The 21,805-nt window shown below is 43.5% G+C and carries 17 protein-coding genes; 16 read left to right on the top strand and 1 reads right to left on the bottom strand.

The genetic code is table 11. From position 1 onward, the window contains the following. Positions 1-614 precede the first annotated feature (614 nt). The 8 genes from OCV96_RS08660 to OCV96_RS08625 all read left to right on the top strand — a co-directional run bounded on the left by OCV96_RS08660 (position 615) and on the right by OCV96_RS08625 (position 8,673). Complete coding sequence (locus tag OCV96_RS08660) at positions 615-1,010, top strand: hypothetical protein (protein WP_015522049.1); 396 nt, start codon at positions 615-617, stop codon at positions 1,008-1,010. Positions 1,011-1,091: 81 nt separating this feature from the next. After that, positions 1,092-1,250 (top strand): SHOCT domain-containing protein, encoded by a 159-nt coding sequence (locus OCV96_RS08655; protein ID WP_006859206.1) that lies wholly within the window; start codon positions 1,092-1,094, stop codon positions 1,248-1,250. A gap of 90 nt (positions 1,251-1,340) precedes the next feature. Continuing rightward, on the top strand, positions 1,341-2,957 hold the full coding sequence (locus OCV96_RS08650) for a recombinase family protein (RefSeq protein WP_262594262.1): 1,617 nt from the start codon (positions 1,341-1,343) through the stop codon (positions 2,955-2,957). Beyond that, positions 2,941-3,828 carry a recombinase family protein gene (locus OCV96_RS08645; RefSeq protein ID WP_055216038.1) on the top strand — a complete coding sequence of 296 codons (888 nt, stop codon included), beginning with the start codon at positions 2,941-2,943 and terminating at the stop codon, positions 3,826-3,828. Before OCV96_RS08650 ends, OCV96_RS08645 begins: the two co-directional genes overlap by 17 nt. Before the next feature lie 12 nt (positions 3,829-3,840). Next, positions 3,841-5,475: a recombinase family protein gene (locus OCV96_RS08640; protein WP_055215789.1), complete on the top strand. Its 1,635-nt coding sequence runs from the start codon at positions 3,841-3,843 to the stop codon at positions 5,473-5,475. A gap of 211 nt (positions 5,476-5,686) precedes the next feature. Beyond that, a complete protein-coding gene (locus OCV96_RS08635) occupies positions 5,687-6,280 on the top strand; it encodes a hypothetical protein (RefSeq protein ID WP_227062357.1) in 594 nt (197 codons plus the stop codon). A 171-nt stretch (positions 6,281-6,451) separates the two neighbouring features. Beyond that, positions 6,452-7,396: a PD-(D/E)XK nuclease family transposase gene (locus OCV96_RS08630; RefSeq protein WP_055195135.1), complete on the top strand. Its 945-nt coding sequence runs from the start codon at positions 6,452-6,454 to the stop codon at positions 7,394-7,396. Positions 7,397-7,602: 206 nt separating this feature from the next. Further along, positions 7,603-8,673, top strand: a complete 1,071-nt coding sequence (locus tag OCV96_RS08625; protein WP_243093961.1) for a hypothetical protein — start codon at positions 7,603-7,605, stop codon at positions 8,671-8,673. A 776-nt stretch (positions 8,674-9,449) separates the two neighbouring features. Here OCV96_RS08625 and OCV96_RS08620 read toward each other — a convergent pair. Then, on the bottom strand, positions 9,450-9,956 hold the full coding sequence (locus OCV96_RS08620) for a sigma-70 family RNA polymerase sigma factor (RefSeq protein WP_262594258.1): 507 nt from the start codon (positions 9,954-9,956) through the stop codon (positions 9,450-9,452). Positions 9,957-10,342: 386 nt separating this feature from the next. Here OCV96_RS08620 and OCV96_RS08615 point away from each other — a divergent pair, with 386 nt between their 5' ends. The 8 genes from OCV96_RS08615 (at position 10,343) to OCV96_RS08580 (ending at position 21,784) form a co-directional block, all read left to right on the top strand. After that, positions 10,343-10,537, top strand: a complete 195-nt coding sequence (locus OCV96_RS08615; protein ID WP_031475217.1) for a helix-turn-helix domain-containing protein — start codon at positions 10,343-10,345, stop codon at positions 10,535-10,537. A gap of 47 nt (positions 10,538-10,584) precedes the next feature. Next, on the top strand, positions 10,585-12,630 hold the full coding sequence (locus OCV96_RS08610; RefSeq protein ID WP_262594257.1) for a type I restriction-modification system subunit M: 2,046 nt from the start codon (positions 10,585-10,587) through the stop codon (positions 12,628-12,630). An 18-nt stretch (positions 12,631-12,648) separates the two neighbouring features. After that, the gene (locus tag OCV96_RS08605) at positions 12,649-13,263 is read left to right on the top strand and encodes a hypothetical protein (RefSeq protein ID WP_262594255.1); all 615 of its coding nucleotides are present in this window, start codon (positions 12,649-12,651) and stop codon (positions 13,261-13,263) included. Then, positions 13,257-14,504: a restriction endonuclease subunit S gene (locus OCV96_RS08600; RefSeq protein WP_262594254.1), complete on the top strand. Its 1,248-nt coding sequence runs from the start codon at positions 13,257-13,259 to the stop codon at positions 14,502-14,504. The genes OCV96_RS08605 and OCV96_RS08600 overlap by 7 nt, the downstream gene beginning before the upstream one ends. Before the next feature lie 15 nt (positions 14,505-14,519). Further along, on the top strand, positions 14,520-17,699 hold the full coding sequence (locus OCV96_RS08595) for a type I restriction endonuclease subunit R (protein ID WP_262594253.1): 3,180 nt from the start codon (positions 14,520-14,522) through the stop codon (positions 17,697-17,699). Beyond that, positions 17,699-20,254 carry a YgjP-like metallopeptidase domain-containing protein gene (locus OCV96_RS08590; protein WP_262594251.1) on the top strand — a complete coding sequence of 852 codons (2,556 nt, stop codon included), beginning with the start codon at positions 17,699-17,701 and terminating at the stop codon, positions 20,252-20,254. The genes OCV96_RS08595 and OCV96_RS08590 overlap by 1 nt, the downstream gene beginning before the upstream one ends. A gap of 41 nt (positions 20,255-20,295) precedes the next feature. Continuing rightward, positions 20,296-20,631: an HNH endonuclease family protein gene (locus OCV96_RS08585; protein WP_317239292.1), complete on the top strand. Its 336-nt coding sequence runs from the start codon at positions 20,296-20,298 to the stop codon at positions 20,629-20,631. A 124-nt stretch (positions 20,632-20,755) separates the two neighbouring features. After that, positions 20,756-21,784 carry an ATP-binding protein gene (locus OCV96_RS08580; protein WP_227062362.1) on the top strand — a complete coding sequence of 343 codons (1,029 nt, stop codon included), beginning with the start codon at positions 20,756-20,758 and terminating at the stop codon, positions 21,782-21,784. The last annotated feature ends 21 nt before the right edge of the window (positions 21,785-21,805 follow it).

Here is a 21,805-nt window from a genome sequence, read left to right as displayed (position 1 = left end):
TGTGTGGATACGACACAGGCAGACAAAACGCACATTGAAAAATGCCGGAGAGGAATGCAGGGCTCCGAGCGCAGGATGGAATCACGCCATATCCTGCCAGCCATATCCAGCAGTTCAGATACGTTAGCCGTTTCATGAGCCGTAACCGGGGCGCAGTGACACTCCTGCAGCAATCGGGCAGATGTTCTTTCTGCCAGCCATGCTGTGAAAAAGATCGCATCTAAGGAGCAGAGCGGGAAAGCCGGGGTACAGCCTGTCTGTGGTGGACAGGCGCGAAGAGGGGAATGGCCTATAATGATACACCTTGAGATTAGCCAGCACGCAGTGGTGGAGGTGAGATACCTGTGATGTCTGCCTGTCCGAGTGGCAGGGACCAAAGACAGTCTGGACTGACTGCCCATGAAATGCCGGCTTTGGGATTTTTTCTTCTCTGTTTTGGCGGCGTTTTGGTTCCGGGGAGTAGTGACGAATAGGGACAGACACTTTTTATTTATGAAGTGAAGGATTATGGCAGTAAGACTTAATTACAGAAACCATGCGGCGGAGGGGAACTTCCGCCGTATTCTTGTGGAGTTAAGAAAAGCTGAAAAATGGGGAATGGAGGAAAACAGGAGATGAAGAAAGAAGATACCGAAATGATGTTAAGGATTTTTGAAACGGAGAGGGCAGGATATGCCTATCTTTATCCGAGTGATGGAGGGGAGCGGAAAGAGGACTATATCTCGACCACGGCAGAAAATATCGCAAATTATATCGGCAGCCACATGTTTGAAGCCGAAAAGATCGTCATCACAGATATGTGTGACAGGCTGATATTAGATACCTGCGGCTATTTTATCAATAGCTGTCCCAATCAGGAATTCTGTAAGGAAATCCATCCGTTCTTAATCCCGATCCAGATGGGAGAAAAGGACGCGGGAGAGGTGCTTTCAGTCAGCAGGGATGTATCGGAACAGTATTTCCGGGAAGAAGATGAGGCTGCAACCATGGCTGAAATCGGGATGATGTAAAGGTGTTTCTTCTGGGCAAAAGTGTTTGGCTTGGGAGAATGAATTTAACGTTCTTAAATTGCGGGAGGAAAAAGGGAAAAGATGATGGAAGGCGGAGCGAATGAGGTGCGGTATAAGATTGCCGAATTTCTCTTAAAAAGGATGCATGAAGATAAGCTGTTAACCGAGGAAGAATGGGAAAAAATCCGGGTTTTGAATGTCAAGACCTTTTCCCCCGAACTGGCAAAAGTATATCTGTAATAACACTGGATATATATAAAACTATGTGGTAGTGTATGTTGCTGACAGGGAGTGCAAACCCTTGAAAATACTGGGAAAGGAGAAAAAAGCATGGCAAAAAAAGTGACTGTCATAAAGGTAGCAAAAGCGCAGAAACATACACAGGAAGAACGCAGGCTGAAAGTGTGCGGATATGCCAGAGTCAGTACCGGCAGTCAGGCACAGGCAACTTCCTATACTGCACAGGTCGAGTACTATACGGAAAAAATCGAGAGCAACCCCCTGTGGGAGTTTGCAGGGGTGTATGCAGATGAAGGAATCAGCGGAACAAACGTAAAGCACAGGGATGAGTTCCAGATGATGATTTCAGACTGTGAGGATGGGAACATCGACCTGATCCTTACGAAATCCATCACAAGATTTGCGAGAAATACGGTGGAATGCATCCAGACCATCCGAAAGCTGAAAGAGATTGGCGTTGGAATCTACTTCGAGAAGGAGAACATCAACACGCTGTCAGAAAAAAGCGAGCTGTTCATTACCATCCTGGCATCGGTGGCGCAGGGGGAATCAGAAAACATCTCAAGCAACAACCGATGGGCGATACAGAAACGCTTTCAGGATGGAACCTATATCATATCCACACCAGCGTATGGCTATGGAAAAGATGAGGATGGAAATTTAGTCATCATAGAATCCGAGGCAGAAACTGTAAGGTGGATTTATGAATCCTACCTAAACGGCATGGGAGTGTATGTGATAGCAAAGGCACTGAACCAGAAAGGCATTCCGACAATCCGGGGTGCAGAAAAATGGCAGGACGGGGTGATACAGGACATTCTGAAAAATCCGATTTATGAGGGCGATATGCTGCAGCAGAGAACCTATACAGAAACAAGGTTCCCATTTGTCCGCAGGGTAAACAACGGACAGAGAAACCAGTATCTCATCAAAGACAGCCATCCGCCAATCGTCACACATGAGGAGGCAGAAGCGGTGCGAAACCTGATGGCATACCGGGTGGACGTACTGCACATGAACAAGAGTGACTACACCAAAAGATACCTGTTTTCCGGCAGAATCATCTGCGGGGAGTGCGGAAAAACCTTCCGGCGGCAGAAAATATATATCGGGAAACCCTATGAAAAAATCATCTGGACGTGCAGCGGACATGTGGAGGATAAAGAGCGCTGCTGCCTGAAAGCCATCCGGGAGGATGTGCTGCACCGGGCTTTTACAGACATGTGGAACAAGCTGTACACCAATCAGGGAACGATATTAGAGCCGCTGTTAAAAGAGCTGACAGAACTTGTGGCAGCAAGGCAGGACAGTGAGGAAATCAGACAACTGGATAAGGAAATCAAAGATATAAGCGGGCAGAGCCAAATCCTAAACCAAGTCATGAGGAAAGGATATATGGACTCTGCTCTTTTTATGGAGAGCAGTAGCAAGCTTGGCTGGCAACTGACGGAATGCAGGAGAAAAAAGACACTTTTGACCAGAAAGCTGAGAAGGACAAAAGAAATCGTGCGGACCGAACAGCTTATCCAACTGATCGCAGAACAGGACGGATTAATGGAGGAGTTTGACGAGCAACTGTTTAAAATGACAGCGGAGAAGATCGTGGTCTCCAAAGAACACGACATCACCTTCTGCCTGTACAACGGACTGAAACTGACGGAGAGGGGAGGTGGACAGGATGCAGTGGCACATGCCAATCGGCTATAAAGTTGTGGATGGAAAAATCACCATCTGCGAAGAGCAGAGAAAGATTGTGGAACAGATATTTACAGACTATGACAGCGGAGTGGCGGCAGGCAGGATCGCCCAGAACCTGAAAGGGAGAAAAATATGCAATGCAAAAGGGAAAGTGTCCTGGACCCATGCATCCATTGGCAGGATACTGGAAAACCCAAGCTACCTTGGCACAGAATACTATCCGCAGCTCATAGGAGAGGAACTGTTTGAGAGAGTCCAGCGCAGACGGGAAAAGGTGAGGGCAGAGCTTGGAAGGGCAGACCACCGGTCCGGCAGGGATGAGAGAATCCTCTTCGGAGGTGTCATCTGGTGTGCAGAATGCGGGGCAGTATGCAGCCATATCCAGCCGAGCCACAAAAAAGAGCGTGGCGGCACTGCCAAGTGGAAGTGCAAGAGTTATGTGATTGGCAGAGCAAAAAACTGCAGGAACAGTTTTATTACAGACGGGCAGGCAAAGCAGGTGTGTGTGGAAGCCATCAATGCAGTGATACGAAACAAAGGCCTGCTCCGGGTACAAAGGCAGGAGGAAAAGGTCAGCCCTCAGTACCGGGTTCTGGAGCGGAACCTGCAGCGGATGAAAGAAGAACAGGAACGCACAGAAACAGACCTGATGAAATTGCTCTATGAAAGGGCAGAGGAACGCTACCGGACACTGGAGGTCAGGGATGGGGAGTTCCGGACAGAGGAGGTCAAAAACATCCTTGCAGGGAAAAAGGAACTGGAAACATTTGATGAAAATTTATATAGAAAAATAATCGCACGCATCTGGGTGCATGGCGGAAACATGGCAGAAGTGGAGCTTATCAATGGGAGCCGTGTCACAGCCGGGTACAAGGATTAGGAGGGAGAGCAGATGGCAGAAACAGCAAAAAAGATCAGCATGATACCTGCCAAGGTGCAGTATGACCGGAATGTGAAACTGTCAGAGAAGAAAATGAAGGTCGCTGCCTACTGCCGTGTCAGTACGGAACTGGAAGAGCAGGACAGCAGCTATGAGGCACAGGTGGAGTATTATACCAGCAAGATATCTGAAAACGAAAACTGGAAAAATGCCGGCATCTATGCAGATGACGGAAAGAGTGGAACAAACACCAAAAAGAGGGCAGACTTTAATGCCATGATACAGGATGCCCTTGCCGGAAAAATCGACATGATCCTTACAAAGTCGGTCAGCAGGTTTGCGAGGAACACGGTAGACTCGCTGGTGACCATCCGAAAACTGAAGGAAAAGAATGTGGCGGTGGTGTTCGAGAAAGAGGGGATCAATACACTGGAGGGAACCGGCGAAATCCTTATCACCATCTTAAGCAGCCTGGCACAGGAGGAGAGCCGCAACATCAGTGAGAACATCCGCTGGGGAGTCGTGAGGAAATTTGAAAAAGGCAAGGTCATCGTAAACTGCACAAAGTTCATGGGATACACCAAAAACGAGGATGGTGACCTGGTCATCGTACCCGAAGAGGCAGAGATCGTAAAGCTGATCTTCCGCCTTTATCTGGAAGGCTACAGTACCGGGAAGATCGCAAAGCATCTGGAAGAGCAGGGAATCAAGACCGCCACAGGGCAGGACAAATGGCATTCCACGGTAATAGACAAAATGCTCCGCAATGAAAAATACATGGGAGATGCATTACTGCAGAAAACCTATACGGTGGATTTCATGACAAAAAAGAAAGTCAAGAACACTGGAATCGTACCGCAGTATTATGTGGAAGATGACCATGAGGCAATCATTCCGAAAGAGCTGTTCTACAGGGTACAGGAAGAGATGATGCGGAGGGCATCCTTATGCAAGGCGGCTGTCACCCGGAAGAAGAACCAGAAAAGCAGGTATTCCTCCACCTATGCACTGACCGGCATGCTGATCTGCGGAAAATGCGGACAGGAGTACAGGAGAGTCACCTGGGCGAGAAACGGGAAAAAGAAAGTGGTCTGGAGATGCAGCAATCGGCTGACCAACGGAGTGAAGAAATGCGGGGAATCCGAGACACTCGAAGAGAACGCATTAAACAGGGCGGTGATGGAAGCCATCCACAGGATCACAAGTGATGATATGGAATTTATGGAACACTTCCGGCAGAACATCATCCATGTCATCGGGAGCTATGGCACCGCAAAAGAGTCCGGGGAATACGAGGAAAAGATAAAAGAAAAACAGGAAGAGATGGTGGCACTGATTGCAGAGAATGCAAAGACCGGTTCCTACACACCGGAGTTTGATGAACGCTACCGAATCATAGCAGAAGAAATCAATGCCTTAAAAGAGGCACAGAAAACAGCCAGAAACGAGAAACGGATGGCTGACAGTTATGAACAGAGAATCCAAGATATCGACCATTACTTAAGCACAAGCACCTGCCAGATACCGGAGTTCGACAATGACCTTGTGAGACGGCTGATCTCCACCATCAAAGTGGAATCCAGCGAGAAACTGCTGATACAGTTCCAGTCAGGCATAGTCATGGAACAGGAGATTCGATATGAGTAAGGCTGCGGCAGGAATGGCAGCAAGTAAATAGGAAACGTTGTTCCTGCCAGTTTATGGTAAGAATAAAATGCCCGATGATCCGGGCGTTTTATTGTTGGCATAAAAATAGGAAAGGACAGCAGGAGCAGAAAGCATATAACGGAAAATGAGTAAAAGAAAGTGGATATAAAAAAGTACATGAAGTAAGTGTGCGACAGGAGGAGAAAAGCGTATGAATTATGAGCAACTGATAGAAGAACTGAGGGAGGAAATGTTACAGCTTGTAAATACGAAATGTGATGCACTGCTCCAGATGTACCGGAGTGGGGAGATGCATACAGATAAGAGAGATACGATCCGGGAAAGCAGCCTTATCACAGTATCCCCGGCGGAACTGAAAGGGAAAAGACCACTGGCAGTCCAGTTTGCGCCGGGAGAATGGATAGAGACACCTACATGGAGAAAGGTGGCACAAAAGATTTTGCAGACCTGTAATGAACAGCCGGATATCCATGAGCGGTTTATGGAAATGTGTGGAAAAGTAGCCGGACGCTGGAGGACGATCCTTGGCAGTTCACCGGAAGAAATGGATGTACCGATAAAGGTGGATGAGGAACTTTATTTTGAGGGGAAATTTGACACCGAGGCGATGTTAAACATGTTAGAGAAAAAAGTGCTGGAACCGGCAGGGGTTGATTATAGCAGCATTAAAATCCGGTATATGGCAAAAGTGCAGGAAGCAGCGAAAAATATAGACCATGTACCGGAGCAGGATGCTTTGGAGCATGAGGAGCAGGAACAACATGTACAGGTGCAGACAATGTGAAGAATGGATGGAATCAAGACTCCGAGTCTATGACAGGTTTGGAGTTTTTCTTATGTTCCTTTTTCAAATGTAAAAATTGATTGTATAAAAGAAATGGGTAAGTTATAATATAGGTGTGGTCAGATGCCTTTTTGGGGATGACTATATCTGTTACAAAAAGGAGGAAGGCCAGTGAATACAGAATTAAAAAATGCAGTGAAAGCAACAGACAAGGATGCACAGTATGATACGAGTGCAAAGCGTCTGTTAGGGCAGAAGAGCATACTGGCACATATACTGGTAAAAACAGTTGATGAGTTTAAGGGCATGAATCCCAAGGATGTGGTCAACTGCATCGAGGGAACACCACATATCAGTACGGTACCGGTAGAGCCTGGACTCACAAATGCAGCCAGCGAAAAAAATGGTGAAAGACTGGTCGGTTTCAACACAGAAAATGAAGAGATCAATGAAGGTCTGGTAAGATTTGATATCGTTTTTTATGTGCGCATGAAAGATGGATTGTCACAGATTATCATCAATGTAGAAGCACAGAAAGACGAGCCGACGGGATATGAAATTTTAAACCGGGCAATCTTTTATGTGAGCAGACTGATTTCATCACAAAAAGAACGTGATTTTGAGAACTCCAGCTACGATGACATTAAGCGTGTATATTCCATCTGGGTATGTATGAACATGGACGAGAGCAGCATGAGCCATGTGCATCTCACAAAGGAAGATTTGATTGGTTCCTATGAATGGAAGGGAAATCTTGACCTGCTGAATATCATCATGCTTGGACTGGCAAAGAATCTGCCGGAACATGATGAGACGTATGAACTGCACCGTCTGCTGGGAGCATTGTTATCCAAGGAACTTACAATAGATGAAAAACTAAACATAATTGGAAATGAATACGATATTCCTATTGAGGAGAACTTCAGGAAGGATGTGAGCGTTATGTGTAACTTGAGTCAGGGAATAAAAGAAGATGGTATTGCAATTGGAGAGGCAGGACTCATTATGAAAATGTATAAGAATGGTTTTACAGCAGAGCAGATAGCCTCAGCCACAGATAAGGATATAGAAGAAGTGAAAGCGATTATTGCAGGGAAGGAACCTGCACTTGCATAGTTCTTTTACAGTAGCAGGAAAACAGTTTACTGCGAATAAAATGGTTGGAACCAAGCCTCCGAGTCTATAATAGATTTGGAGGTTTCTCTTTATATGTCCTGTGTAAAATTTTTGCGAAAAGAATAAATGTGATATAATGTATGAAAAGTTACAAAAATTACAAACTAGTTTATTGGTAAAAAATGATTCAAGTAGAGGATGAAAAAATGATTTTTTTGGATGCAAATGCCTTTTATTCATATTATGGAAGAAGCAAATTAGGAATGACATCAGAACCTGTTGACGAAGAACGTTTAAAAAAATATTTAGAACAACAGAGAGAAAAGAGTCTTCCGACTTCGGTATATATTGAGATAATGACACACTTTAGAAATAATCCAAAAGTGTTACAAAATTTACTTGAGTTTAGGTATGCGAAGGGGTTGCCACTTTTTAATAATATTCCAGACTATGTTGTGAGTGAAGATGAAATTACCAGTGTTGCATATATGGATCAAGCAGCTCTCAAAAATTATGCGGATAGATTATTAAAGAGCAAAATTCAAATTGAGAGTAAATTCACACTTTTATTTTTTGAAATTACAAAAGATTTATATGCTCATTACAAATTAGAGATGACAGATGGACTGTCACAAAAAAACAAAGATGCTATATTGGGGTATATTGGAAGAGTTGCATATAAGGAATATCAAAATTTATTAGAGGAAAGAATTAAAGTAGAACTGCAGTCAGGGTATGATGAAAACAAAGAGAAAAAAGTACTCAAGGATTTTTATATCCAAGAATTGAATGAAGCATGTGTGCTTACTAATATTATTATTCAAGGATGTGTTGCTTGCAAACAGGACAAGGAGGATATTATAAGTATTGTACAGCAGACATATCAAAAAAGTATTGAAAGTGGTTTGGATGGAAATACGGGAACAATGCCGTGTATAGTAGATACCTTGGCAACAGACCAACATTTCCTAGATATAGCGAAAGTAAAAGTGTCAGAGATGTTTAAAAAAGGAAAATATTCTGCTACACAGAGAAGATATCTTCGGGATGTAATGTTTACATCATGGTTTGAAAGAGGAAAAAAGTTAGACAAGAATGATATTTTTGATATGCTTTGTGTTGGATGCCTAGATCATATAGATAAAACCAAGAATGCGTGTGTTTTAATAGATGCATCGTCATATGTTCTCTCATTTGACACAAGAATGAAGAATTTTATAGGAACTGTTAAACCGGAGAATTTGAGATTAATTGAAAAAATCCAAAATGAACAGTAAATGGTCGGAATCAAGCCTCCAAGTCCCCAACAGATTTGGAGGTTTTCTTCTGCCCATTTTTATCGGGAAGTAATTTCCCAAATAAACAATCTATGGTACAATATCTTAGAAGTTATCATCAAGGGATGAGTAGTGGACCATAGAGAAAGAGCAGAGTCAATCGTAAGCTGATCTGGCTTACATCTAAAATACAATGCAATCTTTTTCTATGCAGGGACATAAGAGAGTGCATCATGTCAATTTTTTGTAGTCTCATCAGAGAGTGCAACATTTTTCGCTCCCAGAGTACAGTGAAAACTCTGGAAAGTGCATCTCAATTACCCTATCGACACACTGCGAAGCTGTTACGCTCCTGACACGACAGAAGAAGTAACTGATAAGTCAGTTTGGTGTAAATAGTATAAAAACATTGGATTCCGTACAAAAAAGTTCCGAAATCAGGAATTTTTGTACGGAATTTCTTTTATTTGCGTACTTGGCGAAAATAAAGCATTTTTATAAGACAAAATCACCTGCTTTTGTATTTTTTTCACCGATATTAGCGTTTTAAATACAAGAAAATTCGTAGGGATTGCAATGATGTATGTCCTATATTCTGAAAGTTAAATTATACATTTAGAATACAGGACAAAAATGCTACTTTTTCAATTGCCTGCTTGTGACTGATATGACCGCTGCTGTAGCAATCAATGTTTCTCTCTACAGTACGAGAGCCTTCCGTTTGAACTGTTGCATATTGTGCAAGAGGGATGAATTGCTACATATGATATGTAGGATTAATAACCACGGATTTTACGGAGCTCCGTGCGGATCTTCTTCATCTGATCAGCGAAGGTACGCTGCTTGCGGCCAAGCTTCTCGGCGATTGCACGATCTGAGATCTTGTAATCATCAAGCCAGCACTGAATGATGGTATCAGCATCCGGATCGAGCTCACGCAGTCTGGCAAAAAGCTGCTCCAACAGCATACGGTCAGAGATGATTTCTTCCATAGACTTGCTACGGTCGGGCATATAGTCGCCGAGGGTGCCATTGCCATCTGAGAGAGGTTGATCTAGAGAGGTGATGTCTCCAGCAACGTGATATTCACAGTCAAGGCAGTCGCCATCGCATCTCCATATGAAGCGATATGGGCACATGCACCTGCCGTGGTCCTGCTCCTTGTGGCGAATGCGGTCGGCTTCCATATAGAAGGAGTCGTGCTGTTCCTTGGTGACCGGTACCTTTTCGCCGGTGCTGCGAACGTAAATAAAGTGAGTCTTCTGATTGTCATTGTTTTGCATAATGAAAGCCCTCCTTCGGCTGCACCTCACTTCCGGTGATCGGTACAGTATTTGATTGTCATCGGTAGTCACGTGGAACCGGAAACACCCTGCGCAGATGGCTCCCACGTGCTAAAGCAAGTATGACATTTTTAGGGATCGGAACCTCAGACACAGACATGTCCGTTTTTGCAGTGCTGATAGGCAGAAACGAGAAGGCCAAGATGAGCTTTACATTGAAAAACGGGCAAAAAAAACCGGACATAGTTGTGTCCGGCAGGAAAATATGAGAACGCACAAATAAAAAATAATACCAACAAATAACAGCAAACTCTTGGAAAATTCACATTTATGGTGTATACTAAAATAGTTAAGCTGTATTCAGATTCAAATCACGAGGTGAGAGCATGGAAGAAATCATGAATGACAAATGGATAAGCATAGATGAAGCTGCGGAATATTTAGGAATCAAAACCGTTACTCTTCGCAGCTGGATTAGAAATGGTAAAGAAGGTTTGCCTGCTCAAAAAATCGGAAAACAGTGGAAGTTTAAAATTTCCGAACTCGATGAATGGGTTAAGAGCGGTAAAAGCGCTGACTGATTCAAGGAGAAAATCCAAGAAAATCATTAGACAAGGAGCAGACAAAGATGGCTGTCAAGAAAACGCAATTATATGCATCGCTATGGGCGAGCTGTGACAAACTTCGTGGAGGCATGGATTCCTCAGAATATAAGGACTATATTCTGACGCTTCTATTCATGAAGTATGTCACCGATAAATTTAAGAATAAGGGAGCCTACGAGGATATCAAGGTCTTCGATAAGGCACATGACAAAGATCCCGATCCAGAAAAGCGTACGGGCTGCTCTTTTGATGACTTTATCGCGCTTAAGGGAAAGAAGAACATCGGCGAGGGCATGGACAAAATCATTGCCCGTCTTGCTGACGAGAACACCGACCTGAAGGGCGTTATTGATATTGCTCATTTTAATGATGAGAAGAAGCTGGGAAGCGGTAAGGAAATGGTCGATAAATTGACTGATCTTATCTCTATCTTCCAGCGTCCGGAACTTGACTTCTCTCGAAACAAGGCAGAAGGTGATGACATCATTGGGGATGCCTATGAGTTCCTGATGCGTAAATTTGCTACGGAGAGCGGAAAGAGCAAAGGACAATTCTATACACCTGCAGAGGTTTCCAGAATTCTTGCTAATGTAGTAGGCATTAGTCACTGCACGGATGCCAGCGCCACGGTATGCGATCCGGCTTGTGGAAGTGGTAGTTTGTTGATTCGAGCTATCGATGCAGCGCCATTTCCAATTATGGGTTATGGTCAGGAAAAAGAAAGCACAACAGCTGGTCTTGCTAAGATGAATGCTGTTCTGCACCGTAAGGCTGAAATTATCATCAAGAGCGGTAATACATTCTCAAATCCGCAGTATATGGATAAATCGGATAACTCTGTACTTGAGCGTTTTGATTACATAGTGGCAAATCCGCCTTTTTCCATGAAAAACTGGCGCGATGGAATTGCCGGTAAAGAATATGGTCGGTTTGAGGGCTATGGGGATATGCCTCCGGAAAAGAACGGAGACTATGCTTGGCTTATGCATATTCTTAAAACTTTAAAGTCAAATGGTAAGGCTGCGGTTATTTTGCCTCATGGAGTCCTCTTCCGTGGAAACGCAGAGGCTACCATCAGAGAAACTATTATAAAGAAACATTGGATCAAGGGCATTATTAGCCTTCCGGCAAACTTGTTTTATGGCACTGGAATAGCTGCATGTGTACTCGTAATTGACAAAGAAGGTGCTGCAAACCGACAGGGCATCTTTATGATTGATGCCAGCCGTGGATATGTTAAGGATGGCAATAAGAATCGTTTGAGAGAACGCGATATCTACAGAATCATTACTACCTTTAATGAGCAGATTACTACGGATCCTAAGTATGCGCGTTTCATACCCAATGATGAAATTGAAAAGAAGAATGGGTATAACCTGAACATCACCCGATATATTGACTCCACAGATCCGGAGGACATTCAGGATATCTATGCGCACATCCATGGAGGTATCCCTGCGGTTGACATCGATGGCCTCTCCAAGTACTGGGAAGTATTTCCTTCGTTGAAATCTGAGCTGCTGTCAACTATTAGCGAAAAATACTACAGCTTAAATGTTGAGCACGAAAGTATTCGACAAACGATATATAAAAATACTGAATTCTCGGAGTATGGTGAGAAACTCGACGAGGCATTTGCTGCATGGAAGGCAAAAGAATATCCGGTTCTTTCAACTCTTGATGAAGACGTGTCTGCAAGAGAGCTGATTGTAAGTCTTGCTGAAGATATCATTGCCGAATTCGAACACCTGACACTGATTGACAAATACGATGCGTATCAGGTGTTGCTAGCCTATTGGAATGAGGTCATGAACGATGATGTGTCACTTATCATAAGCGAATCGGATGGCTACACCAACGCCAGAGCGACAGACAATATCGAGGAAGAAATTACGCAGGGAAAGAATAAGGGTGAAATGAAGGTCACCGGATGGGAAGGCAGGTTGCTTCCGAAGTCCATCGTGATAAATGCATTTTTCCGTAAAGAGAGGAATGCCATAGAAGAAGCCGAGAGTATTGTCGCAGAGACGGAGTCTCAGCTTTCTGATCTGATTGAGAGTGCGGATTAAGAATCTGCTCTTGCTGATGTGGTTGAGAACGGGAAAGTTAAAGCGAGGGATATCGAAGCCAAAATAGTTGAGTTGACAAGCACGATTGAAACAGAAGAAACCATAGAGCTCGAAGTGATCCGCACGGATCTCCAGCTTGTCAATACGAAGAAACGGATGGAAGCGTATCTTGTGGGGCATCCGCTTTGCAAGAGTGCAGTCAACGAAAATGGAAAAATCACAAAGAGCTCTATTGAATATCGGCTACGTATTATTCGTACAGAAGAATGCGTACCTGAGAGCTTGCAGGATGACGTAAACCAGTTGAAGGAAGCTTTAAATCTTTGTGGCAAGATATCAGATTACAATAAGGTTGTCAAAGAGCTGAACAAGGCTCTGGATGAAAAGTGCCGGGCAAGATATGAAAAATTCACAGATAATGAAATTTTAGATCTGCTTGTGAACAAGAAGTGGTTTGATAGCATTTTCTCTGGTATCAGTGATTTGTATGCTGAGATTTCCCATCGCTTGACGAGTAGGATTATTGAACTTGCTGAGCGATACGAGGATACGCTTCCAGATCTTGACAAAGTCACTGCTGAATATGAGGCAAAGGTAAAGTCTCATCTTGAAAGGATGGGATTCAAATGGTAAATGAAATTTTAAAAACAGATATTCCGGATGACTGGGATATTAAGAAACTTGAGCCAAATGTTGGATTCGTTAGAAGTGGGAAACGCTTACCAAAAGGATATTACGTAACTCCTATACCTACACAACATCCATATATTAGAGTTGCAGATATGAGACCGGGATATGTGGATGTTGAAGGACTGATGTATGTCCCGGATGAAGCCTACTTTTGGATACAAAAATATAGAATATATAGAGATGATATTTATATTTCTGTTGCTGGAACACTTGGTATTGTGGGGCAGATACCGGGTTATCTTGATGGAGCTAATCTAACAGAAAATGCAAATAGAATTACAGACATTAAATGCAACATAAAGTTTTTAATGTATTGGTTAATGAGCTCAAAGATTCAAGGATTGATTAATCAGACGCAAACATTGGGAGCGCAACCCAAGTTGGCTTTAACACGAATTAGAAACTTTCCAATCATCCTTCCTCCAATAGAAGAACAAAGGCAAATTGCTGAGGTATTGTGTAATGTAGACACTCTTATCACTAATTTACGAAAACTCATACGTAAGAAAAAGGATATTCGCCAAGGAACAATGCAAATGCTTGTAACCGGTAAGAAACGGTTGGAGGGTTTTTCAGGTGATTGGATAAAAATTAATTTGGCAAAAAACTCAAGGCTTAAAGCACGTATAGGTTGGCAGGGATTAACTACAGCTGAATATTTGGATGAAGGGTATTCCTATTTGATTACAGGAACAGATTTTAAAGATGGTCGTATCAATTGGAATGGTTGTCACTACGTGAATTATGACAGATACGTGCAAGACCCAAACATTCAAGTATCAAATGGAGATCTTCTTCTTACAAAAGATGGCACCATAGGCAAAGTCGCGTACATATCAGATTTAAATAGACCAGCAACATTAAATAGTGGTGTATTTGTTGTGAAGCCAATAACTGATGCGTATACAGCTCATTTTATGTTTTATGTGCTGGAATCTTCAGTATTTAAAGAATTTCTTCAGCAGTTGTCGGCAGGATCAACGATTAATCACTTATATCAGAAGGATCTCGTAAAGTTCGATTTGTATGTTCCGCCTACCACAGAAGAACAAGAAGCTATTGCTGGTATCCTTTTCGATATGGATTTGGATATCTACAAACTCGAAGAAAAACTATCGAAATATCAGAAAATAAAGCTAGGTATGATGGACGAATTGCTGACCGGCAAGGTCAGGTTAGTGTAAGGAGGTGCCTGTCAGATGAGTATTGGCGATGCCGAAATTAAAACACAGGAAAGAGTGATCCGTTTTTTTAAAGATCCGGAGATCTTGGGCTACCAGTATATTGGTAACCTGTCAGATTATCAGAATAAGAACATTAAGGAAGATCGTCTGCGCCAGTACCTTCGACTGAAGGGCTATGCAGACAAGCTGATTGATGCTGCTATTATGCAGCTTCAGCAGGAAGCCGGGAATCTTTCGCGTGGAGTTTATGATGCTAATAAGACTGTGTACTCACGGTTGAAGTACGGCATTCCAGTCAGCGAGAGTCCTGAAAAGCCTCCGGTGACTGTGCAGCTTGTTGATGAGGAAAAACCTCTGAACAATGACTTTGCTATTGCCGAGGAAGTGACGGTCGTTGAACAGTCAGAGAAGCGACCGGATCTTGTAGTTTACTTGAATGGCATTGCAGTAGCGGTTATTGAGCTGAAGCGAAGCAGCATCTCCGTCTCAGAGGGTATCCGTCAGAATTTAACAAATCAGAAGAACTCATTCATACAGAGCTTCTTTACAACGATGCAATTTTGCATGGCCGGAAACGAATCAGAAGGCCTGCGTTATGGCACGCTTCTGACCGGAGAGAAGTTTTATATGGAGTGGAAGGATGACGGATTCAAAGAACATGAGGAAGAGCGTGATCCGGTAGATGTCCGTATCAGTAAAACCTGCGAAGGCATAGAGAACAAACTCCTGAAGCAGATATATGCCATGTTCGATAAGGAACGTTTTATCGACCTTATCATGAATTTTGTTGTCTTTGATAAAGGCATCAAAAAAGTATGCCGGTACAATCAGTATTTTGGCATCAAGCGTACCCAGCAGAGGCTTACTAATCTGAGAACGGAGCTTCACAATCCGAACAGAGATCCAGATAAACCGATGGGTGGTATTCTTTGGCATACACAGGGTTCCGGCAAAACGCTGACAATGGTATGGCTTGCAAAATGGATTCTGACACATTGGGCGGAGCTTAATGCCCGTGTCCTTATCGTGACAGACCGAGATGAGCTTGATGAACAAATAGAAAAAACATTCACTGGTGTGGATGAGAATATTGCTCGTACCAAGAGCGGTAAAGATTTGCTGAATCGCCTGAATGTATATGATGATTCGCTGATTTGCTCGCTGGTACATAAGTTTGGACGTCGTGGTGGTGAAGCGACAGAGAATGACTATGACAAGTACATAGAAGAGCTGAAAGCGTCCCTCCCTGCTAATTTCGAGGCAAAAGGAAATCTTGTGGTGTTTGTTGACGAATGCCACAGAACACAGTCTGGTAAGCTTCATACGGCGATGAAGACCATCATGCCGAATGCTGTATTTATAGGATTTACAGGCACTCCACTGCTGAAAAGGGATAAGAAGATCAGTATTGAGGTTTTCGGTACATATATCCACGCTTACAAGTATAACGAAGGCGTGGCCGACGGTGTCGTTCTGGATCTTCGTTATGAATACCGCGATGTTCCACAGGATTTGTCTTCACAGGATCGTATTGACCAGTGGTTCGACGTAAAGACTAGAGGCCTTTCCTCTCGCGCAAAGGCAAAGCTCAAGGAGAAGTGGGGCACGATGCAGAAGGTGTATAGCTCCCGCTCGCGTCTTGAAAAGGTGGCATGGGATATCATTCAGGACTTTAATATGAAACCGCGTCTGATGGATGGAAACGGCAATGCGATTCTTGTAGCCGATGGTATTCCTACAGCCTGTAAGTATTACGAAATTTTCCAACAGATGGGCTTTAAGAAGTGTGCCATCATATCTTCCTATACACCGAACAAGGGTGAATTGCGTACGGACACCGTCAGCGACGAGGATGATACCGAAACCTTCCTTAAATACGAGACGTATCTCAAGATGCTAGGACTCGATCCATCTGATCTTCCAAATGCGGGATCGGTTCAAGCCAAGGTGGAGGAATTTGAAAAGGAAGCAAAGCGCAAATTCGTAGAGGAGCCTGCGAATATGAAGCTCCTCATCGTCGTGGACAAGCTTCTCACCGGGTTTGACGCACCTCCTTGCACGTATCTATACATTGACAAGAGAATGCAAGACCACGGCCTTTTTCAGGCAATCTGCCGAGTCAATCGTCTTGATGATGATACTAAGGATTTTGGCTATATCGTGGATTACAAGCAGTTGTTTGGACAGCTCCAGACCGCAATGAAGGACTATACTTCCGGCGCTTTTGAAGGATATGATCCGGAGGATGTAAAAGGACTTGTCAAAGATCGCCATGATGCTACGGTATCCTATTTTGAGGAAGTGTATGATGCTGTCGAGGAACTCTGTGAAGGCGTCGAGGAACCTCATGGAGAGATCCAGTACATCCATTATTTCTGTGGCGTTTCTGGACAGTCTGAGGAGAGCGACGAGATTTATGCACGCCTGAGAGAAAAACTTTATCGTCTTGTGAGCAGTCTTGTCAGAGCCTTCGCAGAAGCAAAACCATATCTGATTGATGACATCTCATCTGGCAAATTGAATGAATATGATAAGAAGGTCACTTTCTACATCGAGTTGAAGAAAACCATCGGTACGGCCAGTGGTGATTTCCTAGATTTGAAGGCCTATGAGCCTGATATGAGAAAGATGATCGATAACTATATCACGGCAGCGGATGCTGAGAAGATTGGCGATTTTGATGATCTTACCCTATTGGATTTCGTAGCAAAACAGGGCGAAACGCTTACCGGTGAAGGTGATAGCGGCCACAAGGAAGGTGCAGCAGAGGCCATCGAGAATAACATCCGTAAGAAGGTTATCGAAAAGGTTACCGTCAATCCGCGCTATTACGCAAAGATGTCAGAAATCCTTGATAAGCTCATCGAAGAGCGTAAGCAGGGAGTTCTTGACTACGCTGAGATGCTTGAGAAATATATAAAGTTGGCCAAGGATGTTGATTGCCCGGAGGATAACGATAAATATCCGGAAAGCATCCGTAAGAGCAAAGCGCTCATGGCCATTTATGACAACACTGGCGAGGACGAGAAACTTGCTCTTCGCATTCACAAGGCTGTGAAAAAGCAGGCACTGTCTGGTTTCAGGGATAATCAGGTGGTTGTCAGGAGAATAAAAAAGGCTCTCTTTGAGATTCTGGGTGATGACTCCGAGGTGGAACGCATCTATAAGATCATTGAGAAGCAGGAGGAGTATTAATGCGCATTGTCATTTCCGGGATTCCGATTGATGTGCAAAAAAAGAATATAAAGAATATGCACCTTCAGGTGAAGCCGCCGGATGGACATGTGGTAATTTCTGCGCCTTTATCCGTGGACGATAAAGCTATAGAGGCTTATGCCAGAACTCAGCTGGGCTTTATCAAGAGGGCTATTGCGCAGTTTCAGGAACAGCCAAGGGCATCGAGGCGTCAGTATGTTTCCGGTGAGACGATGTATATCTGGGGAAAGCAGTACTTCCTTGTCTTTAAGTCGGACAATCAGAAGAACAGCTTCGAGATTCAGAACCAGAATATTGTCCTTTCCATGAGTGCAAAAAGCACGGTAAAGCAACGGGATGCCTATGTCAAAGAGGAATATCGAAAGATTCTAAAAGAAGAAATAGAAAAGCGCCTGCCCAAGTGGGAAGCACAGACAGGCCTTAAATGCGATTCTTGGCAAACAAAATATATGGTCACAAAATGGGGCGCCTGCAGCACGGATAAAAAGAAACTATGGTTTAATCTGCAGCTTGCTCAGAAGCCGTATGCTTGCCTCGATTATATTATTTTGCATGAACTGACGCATTTGCTTACAAGAAAACATGACGCCACATTCATCGCGCACATGGACAGGTATATGCCAAACTGGCGGGAGGTTCGTAAAGAACTCAACGACAGCAGACTGGACTACTATGAGGCGCAGGATGAAAGTCCACTGCAGAAACTGATCGACCAATCCCGTTATGATGACATCCGGGATGCGGCCATAGCTTATATTCAAGAGGAGCATTCTGGTGACGCGAAAAGGCTGTCGGTCATTGATATGGAAATTGAGAATGTTATCCATATTGAGCAGCTTGAGGATGGCGTGATTGCTTTCGATGTAATTGCATCATGCGATGTCGAAATGCCGTCCGCATCTCGCAAGGGTTATTTTAACGAGCGCTGGCTGAAGATTCATTGTCAGGTTACTCTTGGCATCGATATGAGTGGGTTCCGAATCATGTCTGTTGGTAATTGTGAGCCGCAAGAGGAATCTGATAATGACCGCCTGTCCGGAGAGCTAGTACCTATTATTTCCCGCGAACAGTTTGAAGACGAGGCGGAGAAGTTCCTAACAAGGTATTGTCCTGAAGCGTTGGAAAAACCTATGAGGGTTCCAATCGAGACAATAGCCAGCGATATGAAACTACAGGTTATCGAAGATGTCCCTCTGTCGGATGATCTTACTTACTTTGGGACTATCATATTTGACAACGGGAATGTTCTCGATAAGCACCGGAAGATTACAATTCGCAATGCCAAACGAGGAACCGTATACCTTGATCCGCGCGTTTCCTATGAGAGATCTGTAGGAACAAAGCGTACTACGCTGGCACATGAGTGTTTTCATTGGCATCGTCATCAGCCATACCACGTGCTGATGAAAATGATAGGTGCCGATGACAATTTGGGAAAAGCAATTCAATGTCAGATAGCCGCTAATTCCATGGATTCAGATAAATGGAAGGCTGTAGACTGGATGGAGTGGCAAGCCAAAGGCGTCGCTCCAAGAATCTTGATGCCTGCGAAACCGACGCGCTTGAAGGCAGATCAGCTCCTTGCAGTTTATGGCGGGGCTGATGATGCGAGCATTGCAGCCTACGAGAATGTCATTGATGAACTTGCGGAGCTGTTCGATGTGTCGAGACAGGCCGCAAAGGTTCGCCTGATGGATCTGGGATATTCCAAAGCCGAGGGCGCATATCCATTTGTGGATGGTCAGTATGCTCGCGGATATTCATTTGAAGCAGGTGCCTTGGATAAGAATCAGACGTTCACTATTCCCTATGCCGATTTGTTTAAGGCTTACTGTTTCGGCCGCGAGTTTAAGAAACTAATTGACAGCGGTCAGTTTGTTTTTACGGATCGTCACCTCGTTCTCAACAATGAGAAATATATAGCGAGGAATCAGGCCGGAAATGCGACACTGTCAGAATATGCACTCACACACATGGATGAGTGCTGCGTTGTTTTCTCGAAGGGGTATAGCTATCAATCGAAATATCAAGGGGCGAAGTATTACACGCAGTTCATGCGGAACGCCGCTCCTGTTGAAAATCAGGTTGAGTATTCCTTTGAACTAAACACGCATAACCGAACGCTACTCGACCAGATTCAGAACGCCAAGCGTCGGTCAGAAGCCCTGCGAAAATATCCCGGTTCCTTTGCCGAAACGCTGGTAGCCTTACAAAAAGAAAGAAAGCTCTCAAATAAACAGTTAGCAGACCGTTCGCTCGTAGGAGAAAAGACCATCCAGCGTTTGAGAAATGATGAAGAGTATCCAACATCTGTACAGACAGTTCTGGCGTTATGCGTAGGATTAAAGCTGCCACTGCCGGAGGCTGAAATGTTTCTTGGTAAAACTGACTTTAAATTAAATTCATTGAAGGGCGAAGGATACATTTATCAATGCGTAATGGGAGCCTGTGCAGAGAATTCAATTTATGAAATAAATGAAATGCTTAAAGAAAACGGAATTACTCCTCTGGGGAGCGATCCCGATCTTCAGTAATACGAGGAGGGGTGATATGGAATGAAAGGTTCAGAATGTAAATTCGTAAAATACTGACGGCCTATAACTCGAAGTACAGCAACAGCTCATTCACCGAAAAGAAAACCATGCAGAATGGCTTTGATGATAGTGGTATCCGCATGAATACCTGGATTGCCAAGAAGAACAAGTGGACGCTGGCAGAAATGGAGGAACGCAGCGAATATCTCATAGGTCGGGCTCTTTCAATCTGGGCAGCACCTGTCACAGAATACAAACCGGAAGAAAAGCAGCTTGATAGAAGTAAAAAGGCTCCTCACCACTGGTTTAATTCCGGTGATGAGGATCTTTTCTTGTTTTATTCTGGCATCGAGCCAAAACAGATAGCTGGTATTTGAAAATTAAAACCTGCATATGACACAGTTTGAAACATAATTTCTGCATCTTCTGGTAAGATTTCTTCATATTCATGATTACGTATTATGTGGAATGCTCCGTGATGCTGCGGATGAGACAGAGGATATGAAGATTGTAGAACAGTTTGATATTTCTGCAATTGATACAGAGTCCTTGAAGGGATTCAGAAATCATCATAAGAGCTATCGTCCAGAGCACGTATTTAATAATTTACCAGATGATGAGTATTTAGAGAGAATAGGTGCAGCAGGATTTGGTGAGGATGGTAAATTACATCCTACTACAGCTGGGTTGCTTATGTTCGGTGAAGAATATCATATCGTAAGAGAATTTCCAGAGTATTTCCTAGATTATAGAGAGATGCTGGACCCAACAATACGTTGGACAGATCGCTTGCAGTCTAGCTCCGGTGATTGGAGCGGTAATGTATTTGATTTCTTCTTTAGAGTAAATAGCAAAATTGCAAAGGATATTAAGAAGCCTTTTAAGCTTGAAGGTATTACGAGGGTGGATGATACTCCAGTTCATAAGGCAGTTCGAGAGGCTTTAGTTAATTGTTTGGTTAATACAGATTATTTCTTGCCTTGCGGTGTAGTGATTAAGAAGGAAGATGACAAGTTGGTTATCGAGAATCCTGGTAGCATTCGCACTGGTAAAAAGCAGATGCTTCGTGGTGGTATTTCAGATCCTAGAAATAAAACACTAATGAAGATGTTTAATATGATTGGTATTGGTGAAAGAGCCGGTAGTGGTATCCCAGATATTTATCAGGTTTGGGAGAATGAAGGCTGGCCAATGCCTGTTGTAGAGGAAAGTTATAATCCTGACAGGACTCGTTTATCGCTTGAATTTGCGAAAAAACAAACGATAAAAACAAGCGAAGAGGAAAAGGAGCCAAAAAGGAGCCAAAAAGGAGCCGAAAAGGAGCCAATAAAAGGAGCTGAAAGAAAAAAGGAAATTTTGAAGCTGATAAAGGTAAACTCAACTATTACACAAGTTGAAATTATGAAAGAATTAGATTTGACTAGAAAGCAAGTGCAAAAGGATATGAAAGAGTTACAAGAGATGCACATAATTGCAAGAGAAGGCACAAACAGAAGAGGACGTTGGATTATCGTCAAAGAGAATAAATAGAATTTAAGTTTATTAGGGGGA

It is taken from the genome of Waltera acetigignens (assembly GCF_025567015.1).
GTDB lineage: Bacteria > Bacillota > Clostridia > Lachnospirales > Lachnospiraceae > Acetatifactor > Acetatifactor acetigignens.
The sequence above is the reverse complement of the archived record's forward strand: the minus strand, read 5'-3'. Positions and strand labels throughout refer to the sequence as shown.

Excerpts from the sequence above, each read along its gene's own strand:
- OCV96_RS08625 (WP_243093961.1), top strand. The coding sequence starts at position 7,603 with ATGATTTTTTTGGATGCAAATGCCTTTTATTCATATTATGGAAGAAGC.
- OCV96_RS08610 (WP_262594257.1), top strand. The coding sequence starts at position 10,585 with ATGGCTGTCAAGAAAACGCAATTATATGCATCGCTATGGGCGAGCTGT.
- OCV96_RS08635 (WP_227062357.1), top strand. The coding sequence starts at position 5,687 with ATGAATTATGAGCAACTGATAGAAGAACTGAGGGAGGAAATGTTACAG.
- OCV96_RS08660 (WP_015522049.1), top strand. The coding sequence starts at position 615 with ATGAAGAAAGAAGATACCGAAATGATGTTAAGGATTTTTGAAACGGAG.
- OCV96_RS08650 (WP_262594262.1), top strand. The coding sequence starts at position 1,341 with ATGGCAAAAAAAGTGACTGTCATAAAGGTAGCAAAAGCGCAGAAACAT.
- OCV96_RS08640 (WP_055215789.1), top strand. The coding sequence starts at position 3,841 with ATGGCAGAAACAGCAAAAAAGATCAGCATGATACCTGCCAAGGTGCAG.
- OCV96_RS08645 (WP_055216038.1), top strand. The coding sequence starts at position 2,941 with ATGCCAATCGGCTATAAAGTTGTGGATGGAAAAATCACCATCTGCGAA.
- OCV96_RS08615 (WP_031475217.1), top strand. The coding sequence starts at position 10,343 with ATGGAAGAAATCATGAATGACAAATGGATAAGCATAGATGAAGCTGCG.
- OCV96_RS08655 (WP_006859206.1), top strand. The coding sequence starts at position 1,092 with ATGATGGAAGGCGGAGCGAATGAGGTGCGGTATAAGATTGCCGAATTT.
- OCV96_RS08580 (WP_227062362.1), top strand. The coding sequence starts at position 20,756 with ATGAAGATTGTAGAACAGTTTGATATTTCTGCAATTGATACAGAGTCC.
- OCV96_RS08600 (WP_262594254.1), top strand. The coding sequence starts at position 13,257 with ATGGTAAATGAAATTTTAAAAACAGATATTCCGGATGACTGGGATATT.
- OCV96_RS08620 (WP_262594258.1), bottom strand. The coding sequence starts at position 9,956 with ATGCAAAACAATGACAATCAGAAGACTCACTTTATTTACGTTCGCAGC.
- OCV96_RS08590 (WP_262594251.1), top strand. The coding sequence starts at position 17,699 with ATGCGCATTGTCATTTCCGGGATTCCGATTGATGTGCAAAAAAAGAAT.
- OCV96_RS08595 (WP_262594253.1), top strand. The coding sequence starts at position 14,520 with ATGAGTATTGGCGATGCCGAAATTAAAACACAGGAAAGAGTGATCCGT.